The 23,011-nt window shown below is 71.9% G+C and carries 19 protein-coding genes; 11 read left to right on the top strand and 8 right to left on the bottom strand.

The window, feature by feature from the left end; genetic code table 11:
• The first annotated feature begins 118 nt into the window (after positions 1-118).
• From KVT45_RS43480 to KVT45_RS43470, 3 genes are all read left to right on the top strand, one after another.
• Positions 119-1,051: a serine/threonine-protein kinase gene (locus KVT45_RS43480; RefSeq protein ID WP_217555061.1), complete on the top strand. Its 933-nt coding sequence runs from the start codon at positions 119-121 to the stop codon at positions 1,049-1,051.
• 136 nt (positions 1,052-1,187) lie between these two features.
• A complete protein-coding gene (locus KVT45_RS43475; RefSeq protein ID WP_217555059.1) occupies positions 1,188-2,813 on the top strand; it encodes a succinic semialdehyde dehydrogenase in 1,626 nt (541 codons plus the stop codon).
• 83 nt (positions 2,814-2,896) lie between these two features.
• Positions 2,897-4,675: a GMC oxidoreductase gene (locus KVT45_RS43470; RefSeq protein ID WP_217555057.1), complete on the top strand. Its 1,779-nt coding sequence runs from the start codon at positions 2,897-2,899 to the stop codon at positions 4,673-4,675.
• Between the two features lie 145 nt (positions 4,676-4,820).
• On the opposite strand, the gene KVT45_RS43465 is transcribed toward KVT45_RS43470, so the two are convergent.
• Entirely contained in the window at positions 4,821-5,846 is a 1,026-nt protein-coding gene (locus KVT45_RS43465) for an LAETG motif-containing sortase-dependent surface protein (protein WP_217555055.1), read from the bottom strand.
• A gap of 228 nt (positions 5,847-6,074) precedes the next feature.
• Between KVT45_RS43465 and KVT45_RS43460 the strand changes: the two genes are divergently transcribed.
• A complete protein-coding gene (locus KVT45_RS43460) occupies positions 6,075-7,217 on the top strand; it encodes a hypothetical protein (protein WP_217555053.1) in 1,143 nt (380 codons plus the stop codon).
• Positions 7,218-7,819: 602 nt separating this feature from the next.
• Here the strand turns inward: KVT45_RS43460 and KVT45_RS43455 are convergent.
• Positions 7,820-8,101, bottom strand: coding sequence for a chorismate mutase (locus KVT45_RS43455; protein WP_217555052.1), 282 nt, complete (start codon positions 8,099-8,101; stop codon positions 7,820-7,822).
• A 603-nt stretch (positions 8,102-8,704) separates the two neighbouring features.
• On the opposite strand from KVT45_RS43455, the gene guaA reads away from it, so the two are divergent.
• Entirely contained in the window at positions 8,705-10,285 is a 1,581-nt protein-coding gene (gene guaA / locus KVT45_RS43450; protein WP_217555051.1) for a glutamine-hydrolyzing GMP synthase, read from the top strand.
• Between the two features lie 238 nt (positions 10,286-10,523).
• On the top strand, positions 10,524-11,318 hold the full coding sequence (locus KVT45_RS43445) for a class II aldolase/adducin family protein (protein WP_217555050.1): 795 nt from the start codon (positions 10,524-10,526) through the stop codon (positions 11,316-11,318).
• 169 nt (positions 11,319-11,487) lie between these two features.
• On the opposite strand, the gene KVT45_RS43440 is transcribed toward KVT45_RS43445, so the two are convergent.
• Complete coding sequence (locus KVT45_RS43440) at positions 11,488-12,381, bottom strand: DUF4429 domain-containing protein (RefSeq protein ID WP_217555049.1); 894 nt, start codon at positions 12,379-12,381, stop codon at positions 11,488-11,490.
• Between the two features lie 188 nt (positions 12,382-12,569).
• On the opposite strand from KVT45_RS43440, the gene KVT45_RS43435 reads away from it, so the two are divergent.
• A complete protein-coding gene (locus KVT45_RS43435; protein WP_217555048.1) occupies positions 12,570-13,847 on the top strand; it encodes a hypothetical protein in 1,278 nt (425 codons plus the stop codon).
• 317 nt (positions 13,848-14,164) lie between these two features.
• A complete protein-coding gene (locus tag KVT45_RS43430) occupies positions 14,165-14,704 on the top strand; it encodes a DoxX family protein (RefSeq protein WP_089099357.1) in 540 nt (179 codons plus the stop codon).
• A 12-nt stretch (positions 14,705-14,716) separates the two neighbouring features.
• Here KVT45_RS43430 and KVT45_RS43425 read toward each other — a convergent pair whose 3' ends face one another.
• Both KVT45_RS43425 and KVT45_RS43420 read right to left on the bottom strand, forming a co-directional pair.
• The gene (locus tag KVT45_RS43425; RefSeq protein WP_089099356.1) at positions 14,717-14,926 is read right to left on the bottom strand and encodes a hypothetical protein; all 210 of its coding nucleotides are present in this window, start codon (positions 14,924-14,926) and stop codon (positions 14,717-14,719) included.
• A complete protein-coding gene (locus tag KVT45_RS43420; RefSeq protein WP_217555047.1) occupies positions 14,913-16,337 on the bottom strand; it encodes a PspC domain-containing protein in 1,425 nt (474 codons plus the stop codon). Before KVT45_RS43420 ends, KVT45_RS43425 begins: the two co-directional genes overlap by 14 nt.
• Positions 16,338-16,593: 256 nt before the next feature.
• On the opposite strand from KVT45_RS43420, the gene KVT45_RS43415 reads away from it, so the two are divergent.
• Complete coding sequence (locus KVT45_RS43415) at positions 16,594-17,886, top strand: ATP-binding protein (RefSeq protein WP_217555045.1); 1,293 nt, start codon at positions 16,594-16,596, stop codon at positions 17,884-17,886.
• The gene (locus tag KVT45_RS43410; RefSeq protein WP_089099354.1) at positions 17,883-18,620 is read left to right on the top strand and encodes a response regulator transcription factor; all 738 of its coding nucleotides are present in this window, start codon (positions 17,883-17,885) and stop codon (positions 18,618-18,620) included. Before KVT45_RS43415 ends, KVT45_RS43410 begins: the two co-directional genes overlap by 4 nt.
• Before the next feature lie 45 nt (positions 18,621-18,665).
• Here the strand turns inward: KVT45_RS43410 and KVT45_RS43405 are convergent, their stop codons facing one another.
• Positions 18,666-19,724, bottom strand: a complete 1,059-nt coding sequence (locus KVT45_RS43405; protein ID WP_217555044.1) for a C40 family peptidase — start codon at positions 19,722-19,724, stop codon at positions 18,666-18,668.
• A 457-nt stretch (positions 19,725-20,181) separates the two neighbouring features.
• Here KVT45_RS43405 and KVT45_RS43400 point away from each other — a divergent pair, with 457 nt between their 5' ends.
• Complete coding sequence (locus KVT45_RS43400; protein ID WP_217555043.1) at positions 20,182-20,535, top strand: hypothetical protein; 354 nt, start codon at positions 20,182-20,184, stop codon at positions 20,533-20,535.
• Positions 20,536-20,547: 12 nt separating this feature from the next.
• Here KVT45_RS43400 and KVT45_RS43395 read toward each other — a convergent pair whose 3' ends face one another.
• Both KVT45_RS43395 and KVT45_RS43390 read right to left on the bottom strand, forming a co-directional pair.
• Positions 20,548-21,516: a tellurite resistance/C4-dicarboxylate transporter family protein gene (locus tag KVT45_RS43395; RefSeq protein ID WP_217555042.1), complete on the bottom strand. Its 969-nt coding sequence runs from the start codon at positions 21,514-21,516 to the stop codon at positions 20,548-20,550.
• A 349-nt stretch (positions 21,517-21,865) separates the two neighbouring features.
• Complete coding sequence (locus tag KVT45_RS43390; RefSeq protein WP_217555041.1) at positions 21,866-23,008, bottom strand: C40 family peptidase; 1,143 nt, start codon at positions 23,006-23,008, stop codon at positions 21,866-21,868.
• Positions 23,009-23,011 lie beyond the last annotated feature (3 nt).

The following is a 23,011-nucleotide window of genomic DNA, read 5'->3' as shown; positions in this document are numbered from 1 at the left end:
CGGCCGTGGGGCAGCCGTGGGACAGTCGTGGGCGCTTCCACAGGATGGGGCCTGCGGCCGGCGGACCTCTGACCGCGCCGCTTCGACAAGGGCATGGTGCGCAAGGTACTCATGTGACATGAGCGAAGACGGCGAACAGCCGGTCGAGGGACGTCTGATCGGCGGGCGCTATCGGCTCGCCGAGCGCATCGGCTCCGGGCCCACCAGTACGGTGTGGCGCGCCCGTGACGAGCAGGACGCCCGGGACGGGCGGCATGTCGCCGTCAAGGAGCTGCGCCTGACCGGTGAGCCGGCGGACGAGGAGCGGCAACGGGCCGCGCACCGGCTGCTGCACGAGGCCCGCGCCGCCGCCCGCGTCGACCATCCGGCCGCCGTCGCCATCCACGACGTACTCCTGGACGGCGAACGCCCCTGGATCGTCATGGAGCTGGTGACGGGGGAGTCGCTGCACGCCGCCCTCGCCGCCCGCGGCCCGCTGCCGCCCGCCGAGGCCGCCCGTATCGGGCTCGCCGTCCTCGGTGCCCTGCACGCCGCCCACTGCGTCGGCATCGTCCACCGTGACCTCAAGCCCTCCAACGTCCTCCTCGAAGCCGGCGGCGAGCGCGTCGTCGTCACCGACTTCGGCATCGGCGCCGCACAGCAGGAGCCGTGCGGCGGTGACTTCGTGGCTCCGGAGTGCGGTGCGGGGCGCGGCGCCGGGCCCGCCTCCGACCTGTGGTCCCTGGGCGCCCTGCTCCGTACAGCCATGGAGAGCACCGAGGGCGAGGGGCCCCTCGGACCGCTGCTCCAGCGGCTGCGCGCCCCCGAACCGGAGGCCCGGCCGGCGGCCGCCGATGTCGCCGAGGTGCTGGCCGAGGCCGCCGGTGTGAGCCTGCCGGAGTGGGTGACCGCGCCTCCGGCCCCCGCCCCGGCCGTCCCCGTCCCGGCCGCCCCCGCCTCGGCCGCCCCCACCGCCGCCCCCGTCTCGCCCCCGACGGCCCCGGAACCACGCCGCCTCACCCCGCTCGCCGCCCTCGGCCTGCTCCTCGCCAAAAAACCGGAACGTGGCTGACCGGCGCTGATCGTCCCCGTCCAACCCCCTGATCAGCACATTCTCTGCCAGTGATCACTGGCGGTGTGTGTGCGGTCCGTGAAACCGAGTTACCCACGGGTACCCAAAGGCCCCGCTCCCGAATACCCTGCGGCTCATGACGGACTCGCAGGCCCCGGCCCACGCACCGGCCCCCACCGGCACGAACCCGCTCGCCCCCGCCCCCGCAGGGGCTCGAACCGCGGCCGACGTGGTCACGCCCGAGCTGGTCGCCCAGCTCACCAAGGGCGTCGTCGGCTCCGGACGCACGGCCAACCACACGCCCTTCACCGGCGAGAAGCTGGCCGACCTGCCCGAGTCCAGCCCCGAGGACGTGGCCAAGGCCTTCGACGCGGCCCGCGCCGCGCAGGCCGTGTGGGCGAAGGTGCCGGTACGGCAGCGCGCCGCCGTCCTGCTCCGCTTCCACGACCTGATCCTGGCCCGCCAGGCCGAGGTCCTCGACCTCATCCAGCTGGAGACCGGCAAGGCCCGCCTGCACGCCCACGAAGAGGTACAGGCCGTCGCGGTCGCCGCCCGGCACTACGGCCGCAAGGCCCCGGCCTACCTCCGCCCCAAGCGGCACGCGGGCGCCATGCCCACCCTCACGCGCGTGACCGAACTGCGTCACCCGCGGGGCGTGGTCGGCCAGATCGCCCCCTGGAACTACCCCCTCGAACTCTCCGTCGGCGACGCGCTCCCCGCCTTCGCCGCGGGCAACGCGGTCGTCATGAAGCCGGACACCGAGACCTGCCTGACCGCCCTGTGGGCCCGCGATCTCCTCATCGAGGCGGGGCTGCCCGCCGACGTCTTCCAGGTCGTCCTCGGCGAGGGCCCGGTCGTCGGCCCCGAGGTCGTCCGGCACGCCGACTACGTCTCCTTCACCGGCTCCACCCGCACGGGGCGCGAGGTCGCGCAGGGCGCGGCGGCCCGCCTGGTCGGCGTCTCCCTCGAACTCGGCGGCAAGAACGCCATGCTGGTCCTCGACGACGCCGACATAGAGAAGGCCGCCGCGGGCGCGGTCCGCGCCTGCTTCTCCTCCGCCGGCCAGCTCTGCATCTCCATCGAGCGGCTGTACGTCCACGAGTCGATAGCCGACGCCTTCGTCGAGCGGTTCGCCGCCCGCACCAAGGCCATGCGCCTCGGCAGGTCCCTCGCCTACGGCGCCGACATGGGGTCCCTGGTCGGGGAACGGCAGCTGGAGACCGTCACCCGGCATGTCGACGAGGCCGTGGAGAAGGGCGCGACCGTCGTCGCCGGCGGCACCGCCCGCCCGGACATCGGCCCCTACTTCTACGAGCCGACCATCCTCGACGGCGTCGAGGACGCGATGGCCGTCTGCACGGAGGAGACCTTCGGCCCGGTCGTCTCGATCTACCGCTTCAAGACGGAGGACGAGGCCGTCGAGCACGCCAACGGCACGCCGTACGGCCTCAATTCCTCGGTCTGGACGAAGAACGGCAGCCGCGGCCGCGCCGTCGCCGCCCGCCTGCGCACCGGCACGGTCAACGTCAACGAGGGCTACGCCCCCGCCTACGGCAGCGTCCAGTCCCCGATGGGCGGCATGAAGGACTCGGGCCTGGGCCGCCGTCACGGCTCGGAGGGCATCCTCAAGTACACCGAGGCGCAGACCGTGGCGCAGCAGAGGCTTCTTCCCATGGCCCCCTCACTGGGCATGGACGACGAGAAGTACGCCGCCTTCATGAGCACCAGTCTCCGGGTGATGAAGGCACTGAGGCTGCGATAGCCGACCCATCTTTTTTTGGGGGCGCGGGGAACTGCGCGATCAACCACAGACGGCCCGCACGCGAAACTCAACGAGGAGCACCCGTGCCCCAGGACACCTACGACTACGACGTCATAGTCGTCGGATCAGGATTCGGCGGATCGGTAACCGCCCTGCGCCTGACAGAAAAGGGCTACACCGTAGGCGTCCTGGAAGCCGGCCGCCGCTTCACCCGAGAAGCCCTCCCCAAGAACTCCTGGGACATCAAGAACTACCTCTGGGCCCCCAAGCTCGGCTGCTACGGCATCCAGCGCATCCACCTCCTCGGCAACGTCATGGTGCTGGCCGGCGCGGGCGTCGGCGGCGGCTCGCTCAACTACGCCAACACCCTCTACGTCCCGCCGAAGCCCTTCTTCGACGACCCCCAGTGGCGTGACATCACGGACTGGCAGGACGAGCTGAAGCCGTACTACGACCAGGCGCAGCGCATGCTCGGCGTACGGCTCAACCCGACGATGACCCCGTCCGACGTGCACCTGAAGGCGGCGGCGCAACGCATGGGCGTCGGCGACACCTTCCACCTCGCCCCGGTCGGCGTCTTCTTCGGCGACGGCAAGGACTCCGACGGCGAGGCGAAGGCGGCCCCCGGCGACCAGGTCGCCGACCCCTACTTCGGCGGCGCGGGCCCCGCCCGCAACGCCTGCACCGAGTGCGGCGAGTGCATGACCGGCTGCCGGCACGGCGCGAAGAACACCCTCAACGAGAACTACCTCCACCTCGCCGAGCAGGCGGGCGCGGTGGTGCACCCGATGACGACGGTCGTCTCCGTCACCGACGACTCACAGGGCGGCTACGCCGTCGCGACCCTGCCCACGGACGACCGGAAGAAGGCCGAGGGCCGTGTCTTCAAGGCCCGCCGGGTCGTCATCGCCGCCGGCACCTACGGCACCCAGACCCTTCTGCACCGCATGAAGGCCGGCGGCCAGCTGCCGTACCTCTCCGACCGTCTGGGCGACCTCACCCGTACCAACTCCGAGGCCCTGGTCGGCGCCCAGACCGACAACCGCCGCTACCGCAAGGCACACGGCACGCCCAAGGCCGACTTCACCCGGGGCGTCGCGATCACGTCCTCCGTCCACCCGGACGAGAACACCCACATCGAGCCGGTCCGCTACGGCAAGGGCTCCAACGCGATGGGCGGCCTGTCGATCCTCCAGGTCCCGTACGCGGAGGGCTCCTCCCGCGTCCTCGGCTGGCTGGCGAACGCGGCCCGCCACCCCCTCCTGGTGCTGCGCTCGCTCTCCAACCGGCGCTGGTCGGAGCGGACCATCATCGGCCTGGTCATGCAGTCGCTGGACAACTCCCTGACGACATACCTGAAACCGGACGGCGTCGGCAAGGGCCTGCTCACCGCCCGGCAGGGCCACGGCGCCCCCAACCCCAAGCAGATCAAGGCCGCTTCGGAGGCGGCCACCGTGCTCGCCGAGGAGATCAACGGCTTCGCCGGCAGCAATGTCGGCGAGCTGATGGGCACCCCGCTCACCGCCCACTTCCTCGGCGGCTGCCCCATCGGCGACTCGCGCGAGACCGGGGTCATCGACCCGTACCACCGGCTCTACGGCCACCCGGGCATCTCGGTCGTGGACGGCGCCGCGGTCTCCGCGAACCTGGGCGTGAACCCGTCCCTGACCATCACGGCGCAGGCCGAGCGCGCGATGTCGTACTGGCCCAACAACGGCGAGGCGGACCCGCGGCCGCGGCAGGGCGAGCCGTACGAGCGCCTCCGGCCGGTCGAGCCGCTCCGTCCGGCGGTCCCGGCCGAGGCCTTCGGCGCGCTGCGGCTGCCGTTCCTCGGGATTCCGGCCGTACCGCCGAAGAAGTAGGCGGAGGAAGTAGGCCGAAGAAGCAGGCCGAAGAAGTTGCCGGACACCGAAGAGGGACCTGTGCCCCCCTCCGAGCCCAGGTCCCTCTTCGATCGGTGCGCGACCGCCGCCTTACGACGGTTCGCGCGACCTTGCTCTGTGCGGCTCAGGCGTCCGCGCCCGTGCCGGCCTTCCGCCGCCGTACCAGGACCACCGCGCCGGCGCCGACCACGACGGCGACCCCGCCGACCAGACCGATGACCGGGAGCGCCGAGCTGGAGCCGGTGTCGGCGAGGTTGCCGGTCGGCAGGTCGGAGACGTTGCCCTGCGGCTTCTTCACGGAGTCCTTGCCGCCGTTGTCGCTCGGCGTGGCCGTACCCGGGTCCGGGTTGGACGAGCCGGCCTTGAGGACCGTGAAGTCGTACTGGGCCCAGCCCTCGGCGATGCAGTCCTGGCCGTCGACCTTGTCGAGGTAGGCGCCGGAGCCGAAGGAGTAGGCGTCACCGGCGGGCGCCTTGGCGTCGATGGAGACCCGCAGGTCGACCGACTCGCTCGCGCCGGACTTCAGCTTCGGTACATAGAAGAAGTAGTCGCCGGCCCAGTCGTCGCTGCCGATCCGGTCCCAGGAGCCGGTGTCGGGGTTCTTGAACTCCAGGTCGACGTACGGGCTGAGGTACTTCGACTCGTCGAGCTCGTAGTTCTCGATCTCGGCGTAGAAGGCGACGCCCTCGACATCCGTCTTGGACTCGTTCGTCACGACCAGCTCGAAGCCGTGGAAGCCGTCGCCCGCGACGATCTTGCCGGGCAGGCCCTTGATGTCGGCGGACACCTTGGCGTCGCCGAAGTTCTCGTCGAGGTCCTCGCAGTACGGCACGTCCGGGTCGGACGGGTCCTCGCTGGGCTCGGCCGACTCGGACGGCTCGGCGGAGGCGGACGCGCTGGAACTGGCGCTCGCGCTGTCGCTGGGCGAGGCGGAGGCCGACGCGGACTCGGACGCCGACGCGCTGTCGCTCGGTGCGACGGAGTCGGACGGCGAGGCCGAGGCCGAGGCAGTGTCGCTCGGTATCTCGCTCGGCGCGCTCTCCGACGCCGACGGCGACTCGTCCGCGAACGCGGCCGGCGCGGACAGCAGGGCGACCGGCGCGATGACGGCCGTGACGGCCGCCGCGGCCATGACCCGACGAAGCTTCATGAGGACCCCCGTAACATCAGCTGCGGTGGATGGATGTCACCGCTGGTTCCGCTGATGTGACCGGCAAGTCGTGTGAATGGTTGCCTCCACATTCACACATCCTCATGTGACGTGGATCACTCGATCTCGGGATCGCCGCCGCTCGAAACCAATTGCCGGGCATGGCATGGACACAGTCGACTCCAAGGCTATTCTCGCCCCCGTCGAACGGCCGAGCGAGAGAGTGTCATGTCTGACAGACGGTCCGAAGAATCGTCGGGGGACGAGCCGTCGTCCTCCTCCATATCCGACGAGGTGTGGGAGCAGTTCCTCCAGGACACCGAACGGGACATCCGCAAGTCCGCCCCCAAGGAGCCCTCCGCACGTGCCCGCGAGGTGACCGAGCGGCTCAAGGAGCGCAAGGGGGAGCCCGAGGGGTGGCGGACCGGGCCCGCCTGGCAGGAGATGAACGGGCGGGCCACCCGCCGCCGCAGAACATGGGCGGTCATCGGTGTTCCGCTGGCGATCGCCGTGGCCGTCGTGGCGATGCGGCCCTCCCTGATCCCCGGCGACCCCTTCGGCTCGACCGCCGGCACGGACACCGCCACCACGCCCCTGCCCGCCGAGACCACCACGCCGACCGCCCCGCCCTCCGCCGTCGCCTCCGACACCCCCACGCTCGCCCATCCGTTCGCCGGTTCCCCGGCGCTGCGCTGGGCCGACGGCGCGGCCGGCATCGTGCTGCCGAAGGCCACCGCGCTCGGAGCGATCCCGAAGGACCGCGTCGAACTGGCCCTCCAGCAGACCAAGAAGCTGCTGGTCGACGCCAACCTGAACCCCGACGTGGTGGCCGGCGGCCGTCCCGAGGCCGCCCTCTCGGTGCTCGACCCCAAGCAGCCCGACGTGCTCGACAACCTCAAGACCTCGCTGCACAGCCCGAGCAAGACCCATGACCCGCTGTTCCTCTTCAGCCGCTTCGATCCGAAGGACGTGAAGCAGGCCGGGAAGGTCGTCAAGGTGCGCGGCCGGATCACCTTCGCGAAGGGCAAGTTCGAGGGCGTGGCCGTGCACGCCGACTACACCTTCGTCTACCCGGTCGTCCGCGCGGGCGGTTCCACCGAGGTCACCCGCACGATCGTGCGCCGCGTGATCGACGCCGAACTCCCCGACCCCACGCGGTACCAGGTCACTCCCGGCCGGCTGACCCTCCTCCGCTACGACGAGGACGCCGGCAACTCGGCCTGTGACATCAACGACGGCTATCTGCACCCGCAGTTCCCGTCCCAGGCGCCGACCGGCAGCGCCGCCCCGACCGGCCCGTCCGTCGACCCGTACGACCGCAGCCGCGACATCGGCAAGCAGGAGGCCTGCGGCACGGTCAGCCGTACCTAGTCTGCCGAGCGCAGGCGAAGGGCCCCGCGGGTCGGAGCCGCGGGGCCCTTCTTTCGTCAGCACCGACGTCAGGGCAGCGTCGGTGCCTGGAAGCGGCGCCGGGGGGTTGCGCCGCTGGTCTCGCGCCCTGCACCACCGTCCGAGCCTCGGGTCGGCGCCCCGGCGTGCTCGGGGCGTACGGCAGGTCTCGACCTTTGGCGGACGGTCGGCACACGGCAATTCCGTTGCCTGAACTGGGACTTGGGAACTCCGAAGACCCTTGCGAGCCTTCTACGCATCGTGCTGGATGCACGCGGCCTCCGCAACCGTTTGACCCAGCCCTTATGCATTTTTGCAATTTTCCGCCGGTCGGCCCCGGGCGTCCCCGGAGCCGGCCGTCTCTTGGGTGACCGGGCTGCTGTCCCCTGCCGTCCGGTCACTTGACTGGAGCGAGGTCCCACGACGCACGGCACGTTCCGTACGCCTCATCGCCCCAGTGAAGCCACGCGTGGTTCTTTCGGGCCCGCCCCTGGCTGACACGGACACCCCACCAACGAAGCGGTTCGCGGGCCGGTCACGCGCCGTACGGGTGAGAAGGCCCCCGAACTCCAGATCCGCCCGACTCAGATGCGACCCCGGCACAGTTCCAGGAGCGTCATGGCGAGGGCGGTGCCGGGCCTGCCGAGCGCCGTGCTGTAGTGGCCGAGGATCTCCATCTCCCGGGAGAGGTTCACCCGGCGGCCGCCGGAGGTGATCCGTGCCTCCTGGACAACGGCGGAGACGGCCATCCGTTCCTGGATCAGACCGATGATCCGGTCGTCGAGCGCGTCGATGCGCTGCCGCGCACCGCTGATCACCTCGGCGGCCTCGGGGGTACGGGCACCGGTCACGTCGATCGCGTTCATGGGGGCTCCTCGTCGGAAGGGGTGCGGTGCCCCGGAGCGACAGGATCCGGAGAAACACCAGGCGCCCCGGACCTTGTCGGCCCGGGGCGCCTGGGGAAGTCGCTTGTCAGTAGCTCAAGCAGCACGACCATGGCAGCCGGTGGGCCGGTCGCCATAGGTAAAGAGGAAGGTCGTCTGAGTGAGCATGGGGGCGAGTATGCCACAGAACCGCCCCGGCGGACCGGGCCGGGTGGGCTACTTCCTGGCCTACCGGGTCAGGTGGTCTATTTCCTGGCCTACCGGGTCGGGGGGGCTTTTTGCCCACCGGGTCAGGGGGGACCTTTTGGCGTACCGCGGGTCAGGGGGGCTACTTCTTGGCCCACCGGGGCAGGGGGCCTTTGGCGTACCGGGTCAGGGGGCGCGCTTTGGCCGACCGGGCCGGGGGCGCCTTTTGGCTGGCCGGGTCGGGTGGGGCGGTCAGTTTCTGGTTTGCCGAGTCGGGTGGTGGGTGGGCATGGGACCGGGGGTCCGGGGGCGGAGCCCCCGGCGTACGGCGAGGTGCCCGACAGCCACCCCGTTAGAATCGGTGACACAGACCCCCGCCCGACCGCCGGAAGGCACCCCGTGTCATCAGCGACTCCCGCTGCCGCCGCTCCCGACACCGTCCTGGTCGTCGACTTCGGCGCGCAGTACGCCCAGCTCATCGCCCGCCGCGTCCGCGAGGCCCGGGTCTACAGCGAGATCGTGCCCAGCACCATGCCGGTCGCCGAGATGCTCGCCAAGAACCCGGCGGCGATCATCCTCTCCGGCGGCCCCTCGTCCGTGTACGAGGAGGGCGCCCCCCGCCTGGACCGCGAGCTCTTCGAGGCCGGCGTCCCCGTCTTCGGCATGTGCTACGGCTTCCAGCTGATGGCGCAGGTCCTCGGCGGCACCGTCGACAACACCGGCGCCCGCGAGTACGGCCGTACCGACCTGCATGTCTCCAAGACGGCCTCCACCCTGTTCGAGGGCACCCCCGCCGAGCAGCACGTGTGGATGTCGCACGGCGACGCCTGCTCCGCCGCCCCCGAGGGCTTCACCGTCAGCGCGTCCACGGACGTCGTCCCGGTCGCCGCCTTCGAGAACGACGAGAAGAAGCTCTACGGCGTCCAGTACCACCCCGAGGTCATGCACTCCACGCACGGCCAGCAGGTCCTGGAGCACTTCCTGTACCGGGGCGCGGGCCTCAAGCCGACCTGGACCACCGGCAACGTCATCGACGAGCAGGTCGCCGCGATCCGCGAGCTGGTCGGCGACAAGCGCGCCATCTGCGGCCTGTCCGGCGGCGTCGACTCCGCGGTGGCCGCCGCCCTCGTCCAGAAGGCCATCGGCTCCCAGCTGACCTGTGTGTATGTCGACCACGGCCTGATGCGCAAGGGCGAGACCGAGCAGGTCGAGAAGGACTTCGTGGCCGCGACCGGCGTCCAGCTGAAGGTCGTCGACGCGGAAGCCCGCTTCCTCGACGCCCTCGCCGGCGTCTCCGACCCGGAGCAGAAGCGGAAGATCATCGGCCGCGAGTTCATCCGGGTCTTCGAGCAGGCCCAGGCCGAGATCATCGCCGACGCCGGCCCGGCCGTGGAGTTCCTGGTCCAGGGCACCCTCTACCCGGACGTCGTGGAGTCCGGCGGCGGCACCGGCACCGCGAACATCAAGTCGCACCACAACGTCGGCGGCCTGCCGGAAGACCTCGAGTTCAAGCTGATCGAGCCGCTCCGCAAGCTGTTCAAGGACGAGGTCCGGATGGTCGGCCAGGAGCTCGGCCTGCCGGAGGAGATCGTCCAGCGCCAGCCGTTCCCGGGCCCGGGTCTAGGCATCCGGATCGTCGGCGAGGTCACCAAGGAGCGTCTGGACCTGCTCCGCGAGGCCGACGCGATCGCCCGCGAGGAGCTGACCACGGCCGGCCTCGACCGCGACATCTGGCAGTGCCCGGTGGTCCTGCTCGCGGACGTCCGCTCGGTCGGCGTCCAGGGCGACGGCCGCACCTACGGCCACCCGATCGTCCTGCGCCCGGTCTCCTCCGAGGACGCCATGACGGCCGACTGGTCCCGCCTGCCGTACGAGGTCCTCGCGAAGATCTCCACCCGGATCACCAACGAGGTCCGGGACGTCAACCGGGTCGTCCTCGACGTCACCTCGAAGCCGCCGGGCACCATCGAGTGGGAGTAGGCCCGGGCGCGTCAGATCGCGCCCGGTGCGGAAGAGGCTGAAGAAGCTGAAGAAGAGGTGGCACGGCTCCGGCGGCGCCACCTCTTCGACGTGTGTCGTACGGGTCGCTGAGCCGCCGATTCCCGACATCTTCTGTCGCGATCTGCTCGCGCGCGTCATCTTTACAGAACAGCTCTGTTTTCCTGCACTGACCGGCGGTAACTTCCGGCCGTAACACAAACCCAGTGCTGGAGGACCTATGCACGGGCCGACTCCGCCCCTTCCGCTGCCCACCGACCAACTCCAGTTCGCGATGCCGCCGATGTACGACTCGCTCGACGACGAGCGCCGGCATCGCAAGGAGCGGCTCGCCGGCGCGCTGCGGATCTTCGGCCGGGCCGGACTGGAGGACGGGGTGTCGGGGCACATCACCGCCCGCGACCCCGAATACTCGAACTGCTTCTGGGTCAACCCGTTCGGCATGCCGTTCAAGCACGTCACCGTCGGTGACCTGGTCCTCGCCAACCAGGACGGCCAGGTGATCGAGGGCCGTTACCACGTCAACCAGGCCGCCTTCACCGTCCACGTCCAGGTGCACGCGGCCCGCCCGGACGTCGTCGCCGTCGCCCACTGCCACTCCGTGCACGGCCGCGCCCTGTCCGCCCTCGGTGACCTGCTCGACCCGATCAGCCAGGAGAGCTGCGCCTTCTACGAGGACCACGCCCTCTACGACTCGTACACCGGCGTCGCCGTCGACGCCGAGGAGGGCCGCCGCATCGCCGCCGCCCTCGGCTCCCGCAAGGCGCTGGTGCTGCGCAACCACGGGCTGCTGACCGTCGGCGACTCGGTGGACGCGGCGGCTTGGTGGTTCCTGTCGATGGAGAAGTCCGCGCAGGTCCAGCTGACCGCCAAGGCGGCCGGCCGCCCGCTGCTCATCGACCACAAGCTCGCCGTCGCCACCCGGGAACAGCTCGGCGGCGACCTGGTGGCCTGGATCAACTACCAGCCCCTGTGGCAGGACATCAGCCGCAGCGAACCGGACCTGCTCAGCTAAGCGCTCCGCTGGAAGTGCCGCGATGTGCCGTCTGCCGTCTGCCGTCTGCGGCGCCGTCGTGGCTGGTCGCGCAGTTCCTCCCCCAGCCTTCGGCTGGGGGTACCCCCAGCGCCCCGAAGGGGCGCTGCCGAACCGCAGCGGACTTCGCCGGACCCGCCTGGCCCGCCGCTCAGAAGCTCCGCAGCACGGCCGCCTTCGTCAGCGCGAACTCCTCGTCCGTGAGCACCCCGTCCCGGTGCAGCTCGCCCAGCTCCCGCAGCCGGCGCAGCAGGACGTCGTGATGGTCGGCCGACCGGCGCGGCGCGGGCACCGCGGGCCGGTCCCGGTTCCGGTCGGTGTACTCCGTGCCCGGCCGGGTCGACGGATGCGGCAGCCGGGCCGTGACCGCCGCCGCGACCAGCGCCGTCAGCAGGTCGCGGCGGACGCTGCCCCACAGGTCGAGGGCGTACGGGTCGCGCTCGGCAGGCAGCTTCGAGAACACCGTCTCCCGGGTCACGAACCGCAGGAAGCCGTCCTCGTGGCCGGAGTTGGGCAGCCACTCCACCTGCACCAGATCGCCGATGCCGATGATCCGGGGCCCGGTGGCCCGCTTGACCCGGTCCGAGGTGTCGGCCCAGTCGACGCGCACCTGCGTACCGTCGAACGACACCGTGCCGTCCGACGACCGCACCGACACCGGCACCGGCGGCCCCGGCAGCAGATACGTCTTCGTCGGCTCCTTGGGGACCTGGTCCAGCAGCAGCGACTGCCGGATCTCCGCCACGACGTACTCGGCCACCCCGGACCGGTCCCCGTCCACCGTCAGCCGGTACGGATCCGCCGCCTCCGGCAACCGCCCGCCCGTCGCCTGCAACAACGGGTCCGCCCCCTCGCGCAGCCGCATCCTCAGCCGCCCCCGCTTGCGCTCCGGCTCGTACACCACCCCCGACACCGCTTCCAGGGGTACGGCGATCTCCCCGTAGGTCTGCCGGAACAGCGGCACGGAACGGTGGCGTCCAGGCGTGATCCGGACTGTGCTGCCGTCGAAGGCCCAGGTCCCGTCCCGCTGGATGATCTCGGCCATGGGGAAATTCTCGCAGCCGGGTCAACACGTCTGCCGTACCTTCACTCGTCGTGACCAACCTGCTGCTCGCGAATGGCGTGGCGTAGGGCACAATTCGCTCTCGACACAAGGGAGTTGCACGGCGTCGTCGAGCCCCGGGGAGGGCCCTGCGCGGCGTGCCCCGGGCGTGGGGAAGGCGGGCGTCGGGCGTGGCGGTGCAGGAGGCGAGGCAGGGCGCCGGTTCGGGTGTCCACGGGGGTGGCTGCGCGTGCGGGGACTGTCCGCACGGGGCACGCGAGGGGCACCGGCGGGCGGTCGCCGAATTCCTCCTCAAACGCGACGAGTTCGCGGCCGGGCAGGGGCTGCCCGCGGCGGTGGCCCATTCGGCCTCCGCCTCCCGCCAGTGGGTCTCGGAGGAACTCACCCAGTCCGCCGAGGCGGTCGCCGAACGCGGCCGTGCCGAGGGTGAGGCCTGGCTCGCCCGCCTCTGGCTGCGCACCGCGTGCACCGTCTGGGCAGCCGTCGTGATCATGCTCCTCACCCAGTCCCTCACCGCCATCGGCGCGGGCTGGACCAGCGCCCGCACCGCCGGACTGCTCGCCGCCCTGGTCGTGGCCCTCGCTCTCACCGCCGCCTCCTGGTTCCACCGCTCGCGCGGCGGGGTGCTCGCCCCCGTCATCGGCGAGGACAACCGGATGTCCACCTCCCGCACCGTCGCCGCCTCCTGGGTCCTGTTCGTCGTGTACGCCGTCCTCGTCCTGGCCGGCCGCCTGGCCGCCGCCTCCTCTCCCGCCGAACGTGACGCCCTCATCTCCGGTCTCGACCTCGCGCGCGGAGCCGGTGCGGTGACCGTCCTCGCCGTGGTCTGCGGCATCGCGGTCCTGGTGCGCCGGGTGGTCGGCCTGCGCATCGTCGGCCAGCGCCTGCAGAAGGTGCGCGCCCACCGCCCCCGCGCCGCCGACCTGCTCACCGACGACGCCGGCCGCGGCACCTTCGCCGACATCCAGTACGTCGTCATCAGCGCCGTCGCCCTGCTCTTCGCCGCCGTACGGCTCGCGCGCCGCCCCGACCAGCTCCCCGACCTGCCCTGGGGCCTCGCGACGGTGGTCCTGATCTCCGCCGCGACCTACCTGGCCGGCAAGTACGCCGAGGGCGGCCGCCCGGTGATCCTCTCCGTCGTCCGGGCCCGCGAGGCCGGTGACCTGGACGCTCCGATCCGCACCGGCGACGACATCGAGATCCGCGGCACCGGCTTCGTCCCGCCCGGCGCTCAGACCGCCGACCGCCTCTCCCGCATGGTCGTCCGTATCGGCGCCGTCAACGTCCACGTCCCCCTGGTCCCCGTCACCGGCGGCTTCCGCAACCCCGCGGACCATGTCCTCACCGTTCCGGTCCCGGCCGACGTGGAGCCCGGCTGGGTCGAGGTCCAGGTGGTGACGGCGGCCGGAGTGGCGACCAACCGGTGCGTGGTCGAGGTGACGGAGTGACCGCACCGGCCGACGAGCCGACGCCCTGTCGCGGCTGAGCCGCCGACGAGCCGACGCCCCCCCGGGGAGTGGCTGAACCGCCGGGGGTGACGGACCGCCCGCCTCCGTCGTCACCCCGTCACCTCTTCGGGCCTCCCGGACCAGAACCGGTCGAGTCCACATCTGCCCCTTCTTGCCCTCCTTTCTCCCCCCTCCCGCATGTCTGGGTCCGGCCGAAATTCGGAAAAACGTCCGGGAGAGGGTTGAGCGGGTCGCGGTTGTCGTACGTATGGTCTGTTGAGGGGCCTGGGCACAGCGGCGAGAGGCGGTTACTGGCGATGACTCACGGCATTCGTTCGGACACGCACCCCCCGTATCTCGACGGCGACCGCGGACTGCGGGACACCGCCACCCGGTACGCCCTCCTTCCCTTGCGGATCTTCCTGGGCGTCACCTTCATCTACGCCGGCCTGGACAAGCTGACCGACAGCGCCTTCCTGAAATCCGGCGGGTCCGGGTCCATCGGCGACACCATGCGCGCGGTCCGTGACTCAGCCGCGATCCCGGCCCTGGTCGACCTGGCGCTGAAGAACCCCGTCGGCTTCGGCACCGCGATCGCCATCGGCGAGCTGGCCGTGGGCCTCGGCACCCTCTTCGGCCTGCTGGCCCGCCTGGCCGCGCTCGGCGGCGCGCTGATCTCGCTCAGCCTCTGGCTGACCATCAGCTGGGCCAACTCCCCGTACTACTACGGCAACGACCTCGCCTACCTGATGGCCTGGCTGCCCCTGGTCCTCGCCGGCGCCCCCTACCTCTCCCTGGACGCGATGCTCCGCGCCCGGCGCCGACACCGCTCCGCACGGGCCTCCCTCGGCCTCTAGCCGGCTCTGCTCCTAGCTTTCCGGTGTACCGCGGCGCCTGCGTATCGCCCGGGTCAGGGCCGCGGTCACCCCTGCCAGGAAGAGGCCGGCCACCATCACGGGGATGACCGCGAACCACTCGGTGTCCCACCAGCCGCCCGCGTCACCGGCGTAGGCGATCCCCGCCGCCGTCAGGAAGACACCGACGACCAGCCGTCCGGGCTGGAACTCATGCCGCAGCACGGGTCACCTCCACCTGTCCCGCGCCGACCTGGAGATCCAGGTCCAGCGTCCCCGCGTTCTTCGCTCCGCTCGTCGGCGGCAGCGTCACGTCCTTGTGCTTGCCCGGCTCCACGTCCACGTCCTTCTTGTCGTCCCCCGGCAACTGGATGTCGCCCACCCCCACGTCGATGCTCATCCGCACGGTCGCGTCCGCCGGCACGACGATCTTCAGCTGACCCGCACCCACCTCGGCCGACGTCGACACCGTCTTTCCCTCGGCGATGCGTATGTGCGTCAGGTCCAGCGTGGCCACACCCGTCCCGAGGTCGTAGGCCGACGACACCTCCGCCGCCGTGGCCGGGGTCCAGGACATCCGCCTCCAGTGGGTGCTGATGTCGGACGGCAGGGCCGTCGCGACCGCCAGCAGGGCCGCCGTGAGCAGGGCCAGGAACAGCGAGCCGGCCCCCGTGCGTCCCAGGAACGAGCTGAGCGCCGTCCCCAGCCCGAACACGATCAGCGCGCAGGCCAGACCGGTCTGGAGGCTGGTGCCCAGCGGGTGTGTGTCCCATGTCAGGCCCGTGCCCAGGCTGCCCGCCACCAGGGCGAACAGGAAGATCCAGCCGCCGATCCAGCGCGGTCCGCGCGGCTTCGGGGGCGGGGTCTGCCGGGCGCGGGTGTCCTGGCCGTGGACCCACGGGGTGCTCAGCCGGAAGTCGACTCCCGGGGCGTCCCGGCCGCGGGCGTCGCCCGGGCCCCACAGATAGCCGGTACCTCCGACATGTGTGCCGTCCTTGACGATCGGGTCGCGCCACCACGAGGGGTACGAGATCTGGATCGGTGGTGCCTGGGCCTCCGGCGGGGCGTCGGCGACGGCCTGGGCGGACAGCGGGTCGGGGTCGGGGGCGCCGCGCCGCCGCGACCAGTACCCGGCACCGGCCAGCAGCAGGGAGAGGACGACGGCGAACGCCAGCACCTGGCCGTTCCCGATCATGCTCAGCAGCACTCCGCAGCCGACCAGCGCGAACAGCACGGCCGCCAGGGCCTGACCGTCGACCCGGCCGGTCAGCAGCTTGCGGACCTCGTTCTCCTCGTCGTCCTCGTACGGCACGAAGAGCCAGGCGAAGCCGTAGAAGAGGAGGCCGATGCCGCCCGTCGCGGCCAGCACGGCCAAGGTGATGCGGAAGATCACCGGGTCCAGGTCGGTGTGGCGCCCGAGCCCCGCGCACACGCCCGCGATCATCTTGTGCCGGCGATCGCGCCGGAACCGGGGGGAGGCCGCGTCGACGGCTTCCGTGCCGGCGCCGCCGGCGCCGGCCCCCGTCGCGGCCGACTCCGTCGCGGCGGGCGCGGCATCCGACGGCCCGGTGCCCGCAGCGGGCCGCGGGCCGGGGCCGGGTCCCGGACCCGTCGCGGCGTGCTCGTGATCAGTCATGAGTCAATGGTGACCGCCGTGCCGCCGCAACGGCAGTCGGGATGACCCTGGCCGAACCCTGAAATCGGCCCCGAGGCCGGGCCGGGAAGCGTTCGAACGGCGCCGCGGCGACGGAGACCCGGGCCCGCGCCGCGGGGGAACCAGCAGGAAAATCAGCAGGAGAACCAGGAGCCGGCGCGGGGAAACCGGAAGATCAGGGGAGTCTCGGGGGCCTACCCTGATGCTCCGCAACTCCGGGCGTGTGAACATCGATGGCATGCCGGAAGCCGCAGCAGTGCCCCTCGACGACCCGCGGCCGCCGCGCAAGCTCTACCGAAGCAGCGACGGCCGCTGGCTCGGCGGAGTGGCGCGGGGCCTCGCCGGGCATCTCGGCCTGCCCGTGGTCTGGGTGCGGCTCGTCTTCGTCGGCCTGTTCATGGCCAACGGCCTCGGCGCGCTGCTGTACGCCGCGTTCTGGTTCTTCGTACCCCTCGGCGTCGGCGGGGTCGGCGACCAGAAGCCGCCGTCCCTGGTCGCCACCGAGACCTCGGCGGACGGCCGCCGCAGACTCGTCGCCCGCAAACCGGACCGCGGCCAGATCGTCGCCCTGCTCCTCATGGTCATCGTGTCCATGGTGTTCGTGGGCAGCGTCAACCTGACCGGCGGCGCCAAGGCCTATCTCCTTCCCATGGTCCTGGTCGCCGCCGGTGTCGCCCTGGTCTGGCGCCAGGCGGACAACGCCCGCCGGGCCCGCTGGGTCGAGGTCGGCAGCCGGCGCCGTACGCTCACGCTGCTGCGCGCGGGCGTCGGTGTCCTGCTCGTCACCGCGGGCGTCTCGGGCGTCTTCGTCATGCAGGGCTCGGCCGCACACATCGGCGCGGTGCTCCAGGCGGCCCTCGCCGTGCTCGTCGGCATCACGCTGCTCGCCGGTCCGTATCTCGTGCGGATGACCCAGGACCTCTCCGAGGAGCGGCTGATGCGCATCCGCGCCCAGGAGCGCGCCGAGGTCGCCGCCCATGTCCATGACTCCGTGCTGCACACCCTCACCCTGATCCAGCGCAACGCGGAGAACGCGGGCGAGGTGCGCCGCCTCGCCCGCGCCCAGGAGCGCGACCTGCGCACCTGGCTCTACAAACCCGAGGGCACCGGCAAGGACGAGGCCGACGAGCCCACCACCCTCGCCGACGCGGTGCGGCGCAACGCGGCGGAGGTGGAGGACAAGCACGGCGTCCCCATCGAGGTCGTGGTGGTCGGGGACTGCCCGCTCGACGAACGGACGGGCGCACAGATGCAGGCCGCGCGCGAGGCGATGGTCAACGCGGCCAAGTACGGTGGCGACGGCGGCGCCGTCCAGGTCTACGCCGAAGTCGAGGGCAGGACGGTCTTCGTCTCCGTCCGCGACCGTGGTCCCGGCTTCGACCTCGACTCGATACCCGCCGACCGCATGGGTGTCAGAGAATCGGTCATCGGCCGCATGGAGCGCCACGGCGGAACCGCACGGCTGCGGTCCGTGCCGGGCGGCGGCACGGAGGTCGAGCTGGAGATGGAGAGGGCGGAGAAGACGTCATGAGCGACGCGACCGAGGCGAACGGCCCGGCGAACGGCCCGGCGAACGGCCCGGCGGAAGGCGCGGACAAGGCAGGGCGTCGGGTGCGTGTGGTCCTCGTCGACGACCACCGGATGTTCCGGACGGGCGTCCAGGCCGAGATCGGCCAGACCGAGCAGACCGGCGTCGAGGTGGTCGGCGAGGCCGCCGACGTCGACCAGGCGGTCTCGGTGATCACCGCGACCCGGCCCGAGGTGGTCCTCCTCGACGTGCACCTGCCGGGCGGCGGCGGGGTCGAGGTACTGCGCCGGTGCGCCCCGTTGATGGCGGACGCCGAGCAGCCGGTGCGCTTCCTCGCGCTGTCCGTGTCGGACGCGGCCGAGGACGTGATCGGCGTGATCCGGGGCGGTGCCCGCGGCTACGTCACCAAGACGATCACCGGCACCGACCTGGTCGACTCGATCTTCCGGGTCCAGGAGGGCGACGCCGTCTTCTCGCCACGGCTCGCGGGGTTCGTCCTGGACGCCTTCGCCTCCACCGACGCCCCGCCGGTCGACGAGGACCTCGACCGCCTCACCCAGCGCGAGCGCGAGGTCCTGCGCCTCATCGCGCGCGGCTACGCCTACAAGGAGATCGCCAAGCAGCTGTTCATCTCCGTCAAGACGGTCGAGTCCCATGTGTCGGCGGTCCTGCGGAAGCTGCAGCTGTCGAACCGGCACGAGCTGACCCGCTGGGCGACGGCGCGGCGCCTGGTCTGAGGCGGGTCCGCGAGGGTCCTGCGTTCACGGAGACCCGCCGGGGGCTCACACGACCCGCGTGGCCCCCGCGAACGGCATCTCGTCGATCGGGGCGATCCGCACCGGCGCCGACGGGTTGGGCGCGTGGATCATCTGGCCGTTGCCGATGTAGATGCCGACGTGGCTGATGCCAGAGTAGAAGAACACCAGGTCGCCCGGCTGGAGTTCGGAGCGGGAGACGCGGCGGCCGGCGTCGATCTGGGCGTAGGTGGTGCGGGGGATGGAGACGCCGGCGGAGCGGTAGGCGGCCTGGGCGAGGCCCGAGCAGTCGAAGGCGTCGGGGCCGGTCGCGCCCCAGACGTAGGGGCTGCCGAGCTTCGAGTAGGCGTACGCGACGGCGGCCGCGGCACGGGAGTCGGGGGCGGCGACGCTGTCGGCGGCCAGGGGGGCGCGGCCGTCCGACGCCGAGCGCGAGGCACGTCCGGTGCCGTCGTCCGCTGTGAGCGCCGCCCGCTGCCCCGGCGACAGCTGTGACAGCAGCCGCCGGGCCTCGCCGAGCTTGCCGTTGACGGCGGTCTTCTGCCGCTTCAGCTCGGCCTGCCGGGACCGCAGCGAGGTCAGCTCCACGTGCGCCGCGCCGCGCAGCTGCTCGATCTCCCGCAGCTGCCGGCGCACCCGTGCCACCGCCCCGGCCTGCCGGTCGCCGACCCGCTCGGCGAACGCCGCGTCGTCCAGGTACCGGTCGGGGTCGCTGGACAGCGCCAGCTGCCAGGCCGGATCGATGCCACCGTCGCGGTACTGCGCGGCCGCCGTCGAACCGAGCGCGTCCCGGGCGGAGTTGAGCTGCTCCTGCGCGCGGGCGGTCTCGTCCTGCAGTGACTTCAGCCGCCGCTCGGCCGAGTCGGCCTTGTCCTTCGCTCCGTCGTACTTCTGGGTGGCCGCCTCGGCCTCCTGGTACAGCTGGTCCACCTTGGCCTTCACCTGCGCCGGTGTCAGTTGCGGCTCGGCGTTTCCGGTCCCTTCGAAAGCCGTCGCGGTGGCCGCGCCCGCCAGGGCGAGGGTGACGGCCGTGCGGGCCGTGTTGCCGCTGAGCGAGCGCTGTCGGGGCTTGCGGTGCGCTGCCACCTGGACTGTCCCGTCCTTTCGTACGACCGCCGTCCCGCCCGTCCGAACGCCAGGGGAGCGCCCGTACGGCCGCGGGGGACTGCGGATTGCGCGTCCGGCGGCGGCCCGCACAGGGGGAACGGACCGCCGCCGGACCTTCTCGGCGGAGGTGTCCGACTGCCGCCCCTGGCCCGGGCGGCGGTGGGGAGTCGGTCACCTGGGGGAGGACGCTAGGCCCGCGTGTGTCGGCTCGGTAACGCGATGCGCGGAATTGGCGTGACCGGATCGTTACCCGACGGTATGTGACCGGGATTCCGGTCCGGAGCCGTCGGCTTCTCGGGACGGGATGACCGAAGAGGCGGTTCCGGGGCTGACGGGGGACGCGGGGTGCTATGGGGTGCATATATGCGGCATGGCGGGCGTGGAGGGAGGGGGCGGTGCCCGGTGCCCCGTACGGCCCTGACTAGGCTCCGGAGCCATGGACGTACTCATCCATCTCTTCGTCGGCCTGCACATCATCGGCATCGCCGCGCTCCTCGGCGGCTTCCTCACCCAGATGAAGGCGATGGGCCAGGGCACGGCCCGGTTCGTCCCCGGGATGCTGCACGGCGCGTTCACCATGCTCGCGACCGGCGTGATCCTGGTCGGCCTCAACGAGGCCGACGACCACCACGTCAACACCGTCAAGATCGGCGTGAAGCTCGCCCTGCTGATCGTGATCCTCGGACTCGTCTACGTGAAACGGGACGACGAGAAGGTGGAGAAGGGCGCCTTCGGGCTGGTGGGACTGCTCACGGTGGCGAACATCTTCATCGCCGTCCTGTGGACCTGATCCCCGGCATCCTCAGCGGGCCTTCCTGAGGCCGGCACGGGCGGCCGCCGCCGCGCCGGCCGCCACCGTCAGCCAGGCCGCCACCGTGACCCACACCAGCACCCGCCCCGGCCACTTCAGCCACGGGCCGCCGACGGCGGCCGCGACCGAGAGCGTCGCCGTCGCCGTCATCCCCATCGGGAACACCGTCGCCCAGCGGCGCACGTCGTAACGGAGCCGGGGCCACGCCGCCTCCGCGGCCAGCAGGACGACGTACCAGGCCAGGTCCAGGACCAGCAGCGCCACCGTCACCGTGCGCAGGACACCGCGGTCGTCGTCGTTCCACAGGTAAAGCCGCGCACTGTCGGCGGCCAGCAGCCTCGCCCCGGCCAGCGCGGAGATCGCGAGCGCGCCGCCCGCCACCCACTGGTCACCGGGCCCCTCGGCGAGCTGCCGCCACTCGAACCGGGGCACGGCGAGCCCGTACATCGCCAGCCCCAGCCAGAAGAGGACCAGCGAGAGGTGGGCGAGCCACGCCGTGGTCACGGCCGCCGCCAGCGTCGCTCCCAGTGCGGCCAGGCCCTGCGTGGCCACACAGGCCAGGAACACCGCGCCGGGCATCCGCGGCTTCCAGTGCCGCACGACGAGGACCAGCAGCGGCGGCCACAGCACCGCCGACAGCGCCAGCAGGGCCTCGGCGAGGGTCTGCCACCCGAGCGCCGAGAACCGCGTCCCCAGCACCGTCGTCGCGGCCACGGCGGTGAGCGCGCCCGGCGTCCGCGCCTCCGCCGCCCACCGCCGGCGATCGAGCGCCAGCCGTACGACGAAGTCCGCGGCCAGCCCCACCCACATCACACAGACCGGCACCAGCGCCACCCGGGACACGGTCTCCGCCCCCGCCAGGTGCAAGCCCACCGACATGATGCCGGTGGCCATCACAGCGGCCCCGGCCGCCGGCGGACGCTGCGCCCACCAGGCGCAGAGGGGGGAAATACCGGACATGCCGCTGATGCTAGGGAGGGCCGACCACAGCACGAACGGGCCACGCGCGCGTGCAGCCCGAAAACCCCGCGGTCGCGGGACAGGGGCGCGAGCGCACCCCGCTCGGACTCGGTGGCGTGCGAGGCGCGCCGCTCGGGCTCGGTGGGGTGCGAGGGGGCGTGAGGAGAAGGTCGGGGGCGCGTGTCGGGGGAAGTGCGGGGTGGCGCTCGGAGCGCTGGGGGCGTGAGGGGAGTGGCACGAGGCGCGTGAGGAGGGGGATGCGCGAGGTGGTGCTCGGATCGTTGGGGTGAGTGCAGGTGTGGGGAGTGACAGGGGGGCGCCCGAGGGGGGGGTGGGCGCCCCCGGCGGGTCAGGCCGGGCGTACCACGCTGTGGATGATCGACTCGCCGCCGTAGTAGATCGACTCCTCCCGGACGTACGCGCCGGGCTTGGGGGCGTGGATCATCATGCCGTTGCCGATGTAGATGCCGACGTGGCTGACGTCGTCGTAGAAGAAGACCAGGTCGCCGGGTCGGGCGTCGGCGAGGGAGACGGTGGTGCCGGCGTTCACCTGGTCGTAGGTGGTGCGCGGCAGGGAGACGCCCGCGGCTTTCCAGGCGGCCTGGGAGAGCCCGGAGCAGTCGTAGGAGCCGGGGCCGGTGGCGCCCCACACGTACGGCTTGCCGATCTGCGCGCGGGCGAAGGCGATCGCCTTGGCGGCCTTGGTGGCGTAGGCGGAGGAGGAGCCGGAGCCCGAGGAGGAGCCGCTCGACGTCGAGGACGACGAGGCCTCCTGGTCGGCGGCCGCGGCCTGCTGCTTCGCCAGCTCCGCCGCCTTGCGGGCCGCCGCTTCCTCCTGCTGCTTCTCGATCGCCGCCAGCCGGGCCTTCTCCGCGGCCGTCAGCTGCGACAGCAGCTCCCGCGCGGAGGCCAGCTTCGTCTGGACGGTGGTCTTGGCGGTCTTGAGGTCGTCCTGCGTCTCGGTGAGCGTTTCGAGGCTCCGGGCGGCCTCCTGACGCTTCTTCATGGTCGCGGACTGCTGTGTGACGTAGTCGTCGACCGCGTCCTTCTGGCGCGAGGTCAGCCGGCTCATCAGCTGCGTCTGGTCGAAGTAGTCCTGCGGGGTGTCCGCGAGCAGGAGGGTCGCCGTGTCGGGGGCGTCGGCTCCGGTCCGGTACTGGGCCGCGGCGAACGAACCCAGCTCCTCACGCGCCTTGTTCAGCCGGTCCGTGCGCTCGGCGACGTCGTCGAGCAGGGTGTCGACCTGCTTGCGCTGCTCGCCGGTGCGCTCCTTGGCCGCGTTGTACTTCTCGGTCGCCGACTCCGCCTGCCGGTAGAGGGCGTCGACCTTCTTCTCCACCTCCTCCAGGCTCGGCTTGCCGTCCGCGGAGGGTGCGGCCTCGGCCGTCTGGGAGAACAGGGCCACGGAGGTGAGGGCGGCGGTGGCCAGCGCGGGGGTGCGTATGCCCGCCGCGCGCGTTCCTGACGGCCGGGACTTGCGGTGCGACGCCAACTG

Origin of the sequence: Streptomyces sp. GbtcB6 (assembly GCF_019091475.1) — a bacterium.
GTDB classification, from domain to species: domain Bacteria; phylum Actinomycetota; class Actinomycetes; order Streptomycetales; family Streptomycetaceae; genus Streptomyces; species Streptomyces hyaluromycini.
This window is presented reverse-complemented; position numbering and strand designations above follow the sequence as displayed.

What these genes read in the sequence shown, in the direction of transcription:
- KVT45_RS43480 (WP_217555061.1), top strand. Translation starts at nt 119, where the DNA reads ATGAGCGAAGACGGCGAACAGCCGGTCGAGGGACGTCTGATCGGCGGG.
- KVT45_RS43475 (WP_217555059.1), top strand. Translation starts at nt 1,188, where the DNA reads ATGACGGACTCGCAGGCCCCGGCCCACGCACCGGCCCCCACCGGCACG.
- KVT45_RS43465 (WP_217555055.1), bottom strand. Translation starts at nt 5,846, where the DNA reads ATGAAGCTTCGTCGGGTCATGGCCGCGGCGGCCGTCACGGCCGTCATC.
- KVT45_RS43460 (WP_217555053.1), top strand. Translation starts at nt 6,075, where the DNA reads ATGTCTGACAGACGGTCCGAAGAATCGTCGGGGGACGAGCCGTCGTCC.
- KVT45_RS43455 (WP_217555052.1), bottom strand. Translation starts at nt 8,101, where the DNA reads ATGAACGCGATCGACGTGACCGGTGCCCGTACCCCCGAGGCCGCCGAG.
- KVT45_RS43445 (WP_217555050.1), top strand. Translation starts at nt 10,524, where the DNA reads ATGCACGGGCCGACTCCGCCCCTTCCGCTGCCCACCGACCAACTCCAG.
- KVT45_RS43440 (WP_217555049.1), bottom strand. Translation starts at nt 12,381, where the DNA reads ATGGCCGAGATCATCCAGCGGGACGGGACCTGGGCCTTCGACGGCAGC.
- KVT45_RS43430 (WP_089099357.1), top strand. Translation starts at nt 14,165, where the DNA reads ATGACTCACGGCATTCGTTCGGACACGCACCCCCCGTATCTCGACGGC.
- KVT45_RS43420 (WP_217555047.1), bottom strand. Translation starts at nt 16,337, where the DNA reads ATGACTGATCACGAGCACGCCGCGACGGGTCCGGGACCCGGCCCCGGC.
- KVT45_RS43415 (WP_217555045.1), top strand. Translation starts at nt 16,594, where the DNA reads ATGCCGGAAGCCGCAGCAGTGCCCCTCGACGACCCGCGGCCGCCGCGC.
- KVT45_RS43410 (WP_089099354.1), top strand. Translation starts at nt 17,883, where the DNA reads ATGAGCGACGCGACCGAGGCGAACGGCCCGGCGAACGGCCCGGCGAAC.
- KVT45_RS43400 (WP_217555043.1), top strand. Translation starts at nt 20,182, where the DNA reads ATGGACGTACTCATCCATCTCTTCGTCGGCCTGCACATCATCGGCATC.
- KVT45_RS43395 (WP_217555042.1), bottom strand. Translation starts at nt 21,516, where the DNA reads ATGTCCGGTATTTCCCCCCTCTGCGCCTGGTGGGCGCAGCGTCCGCCG.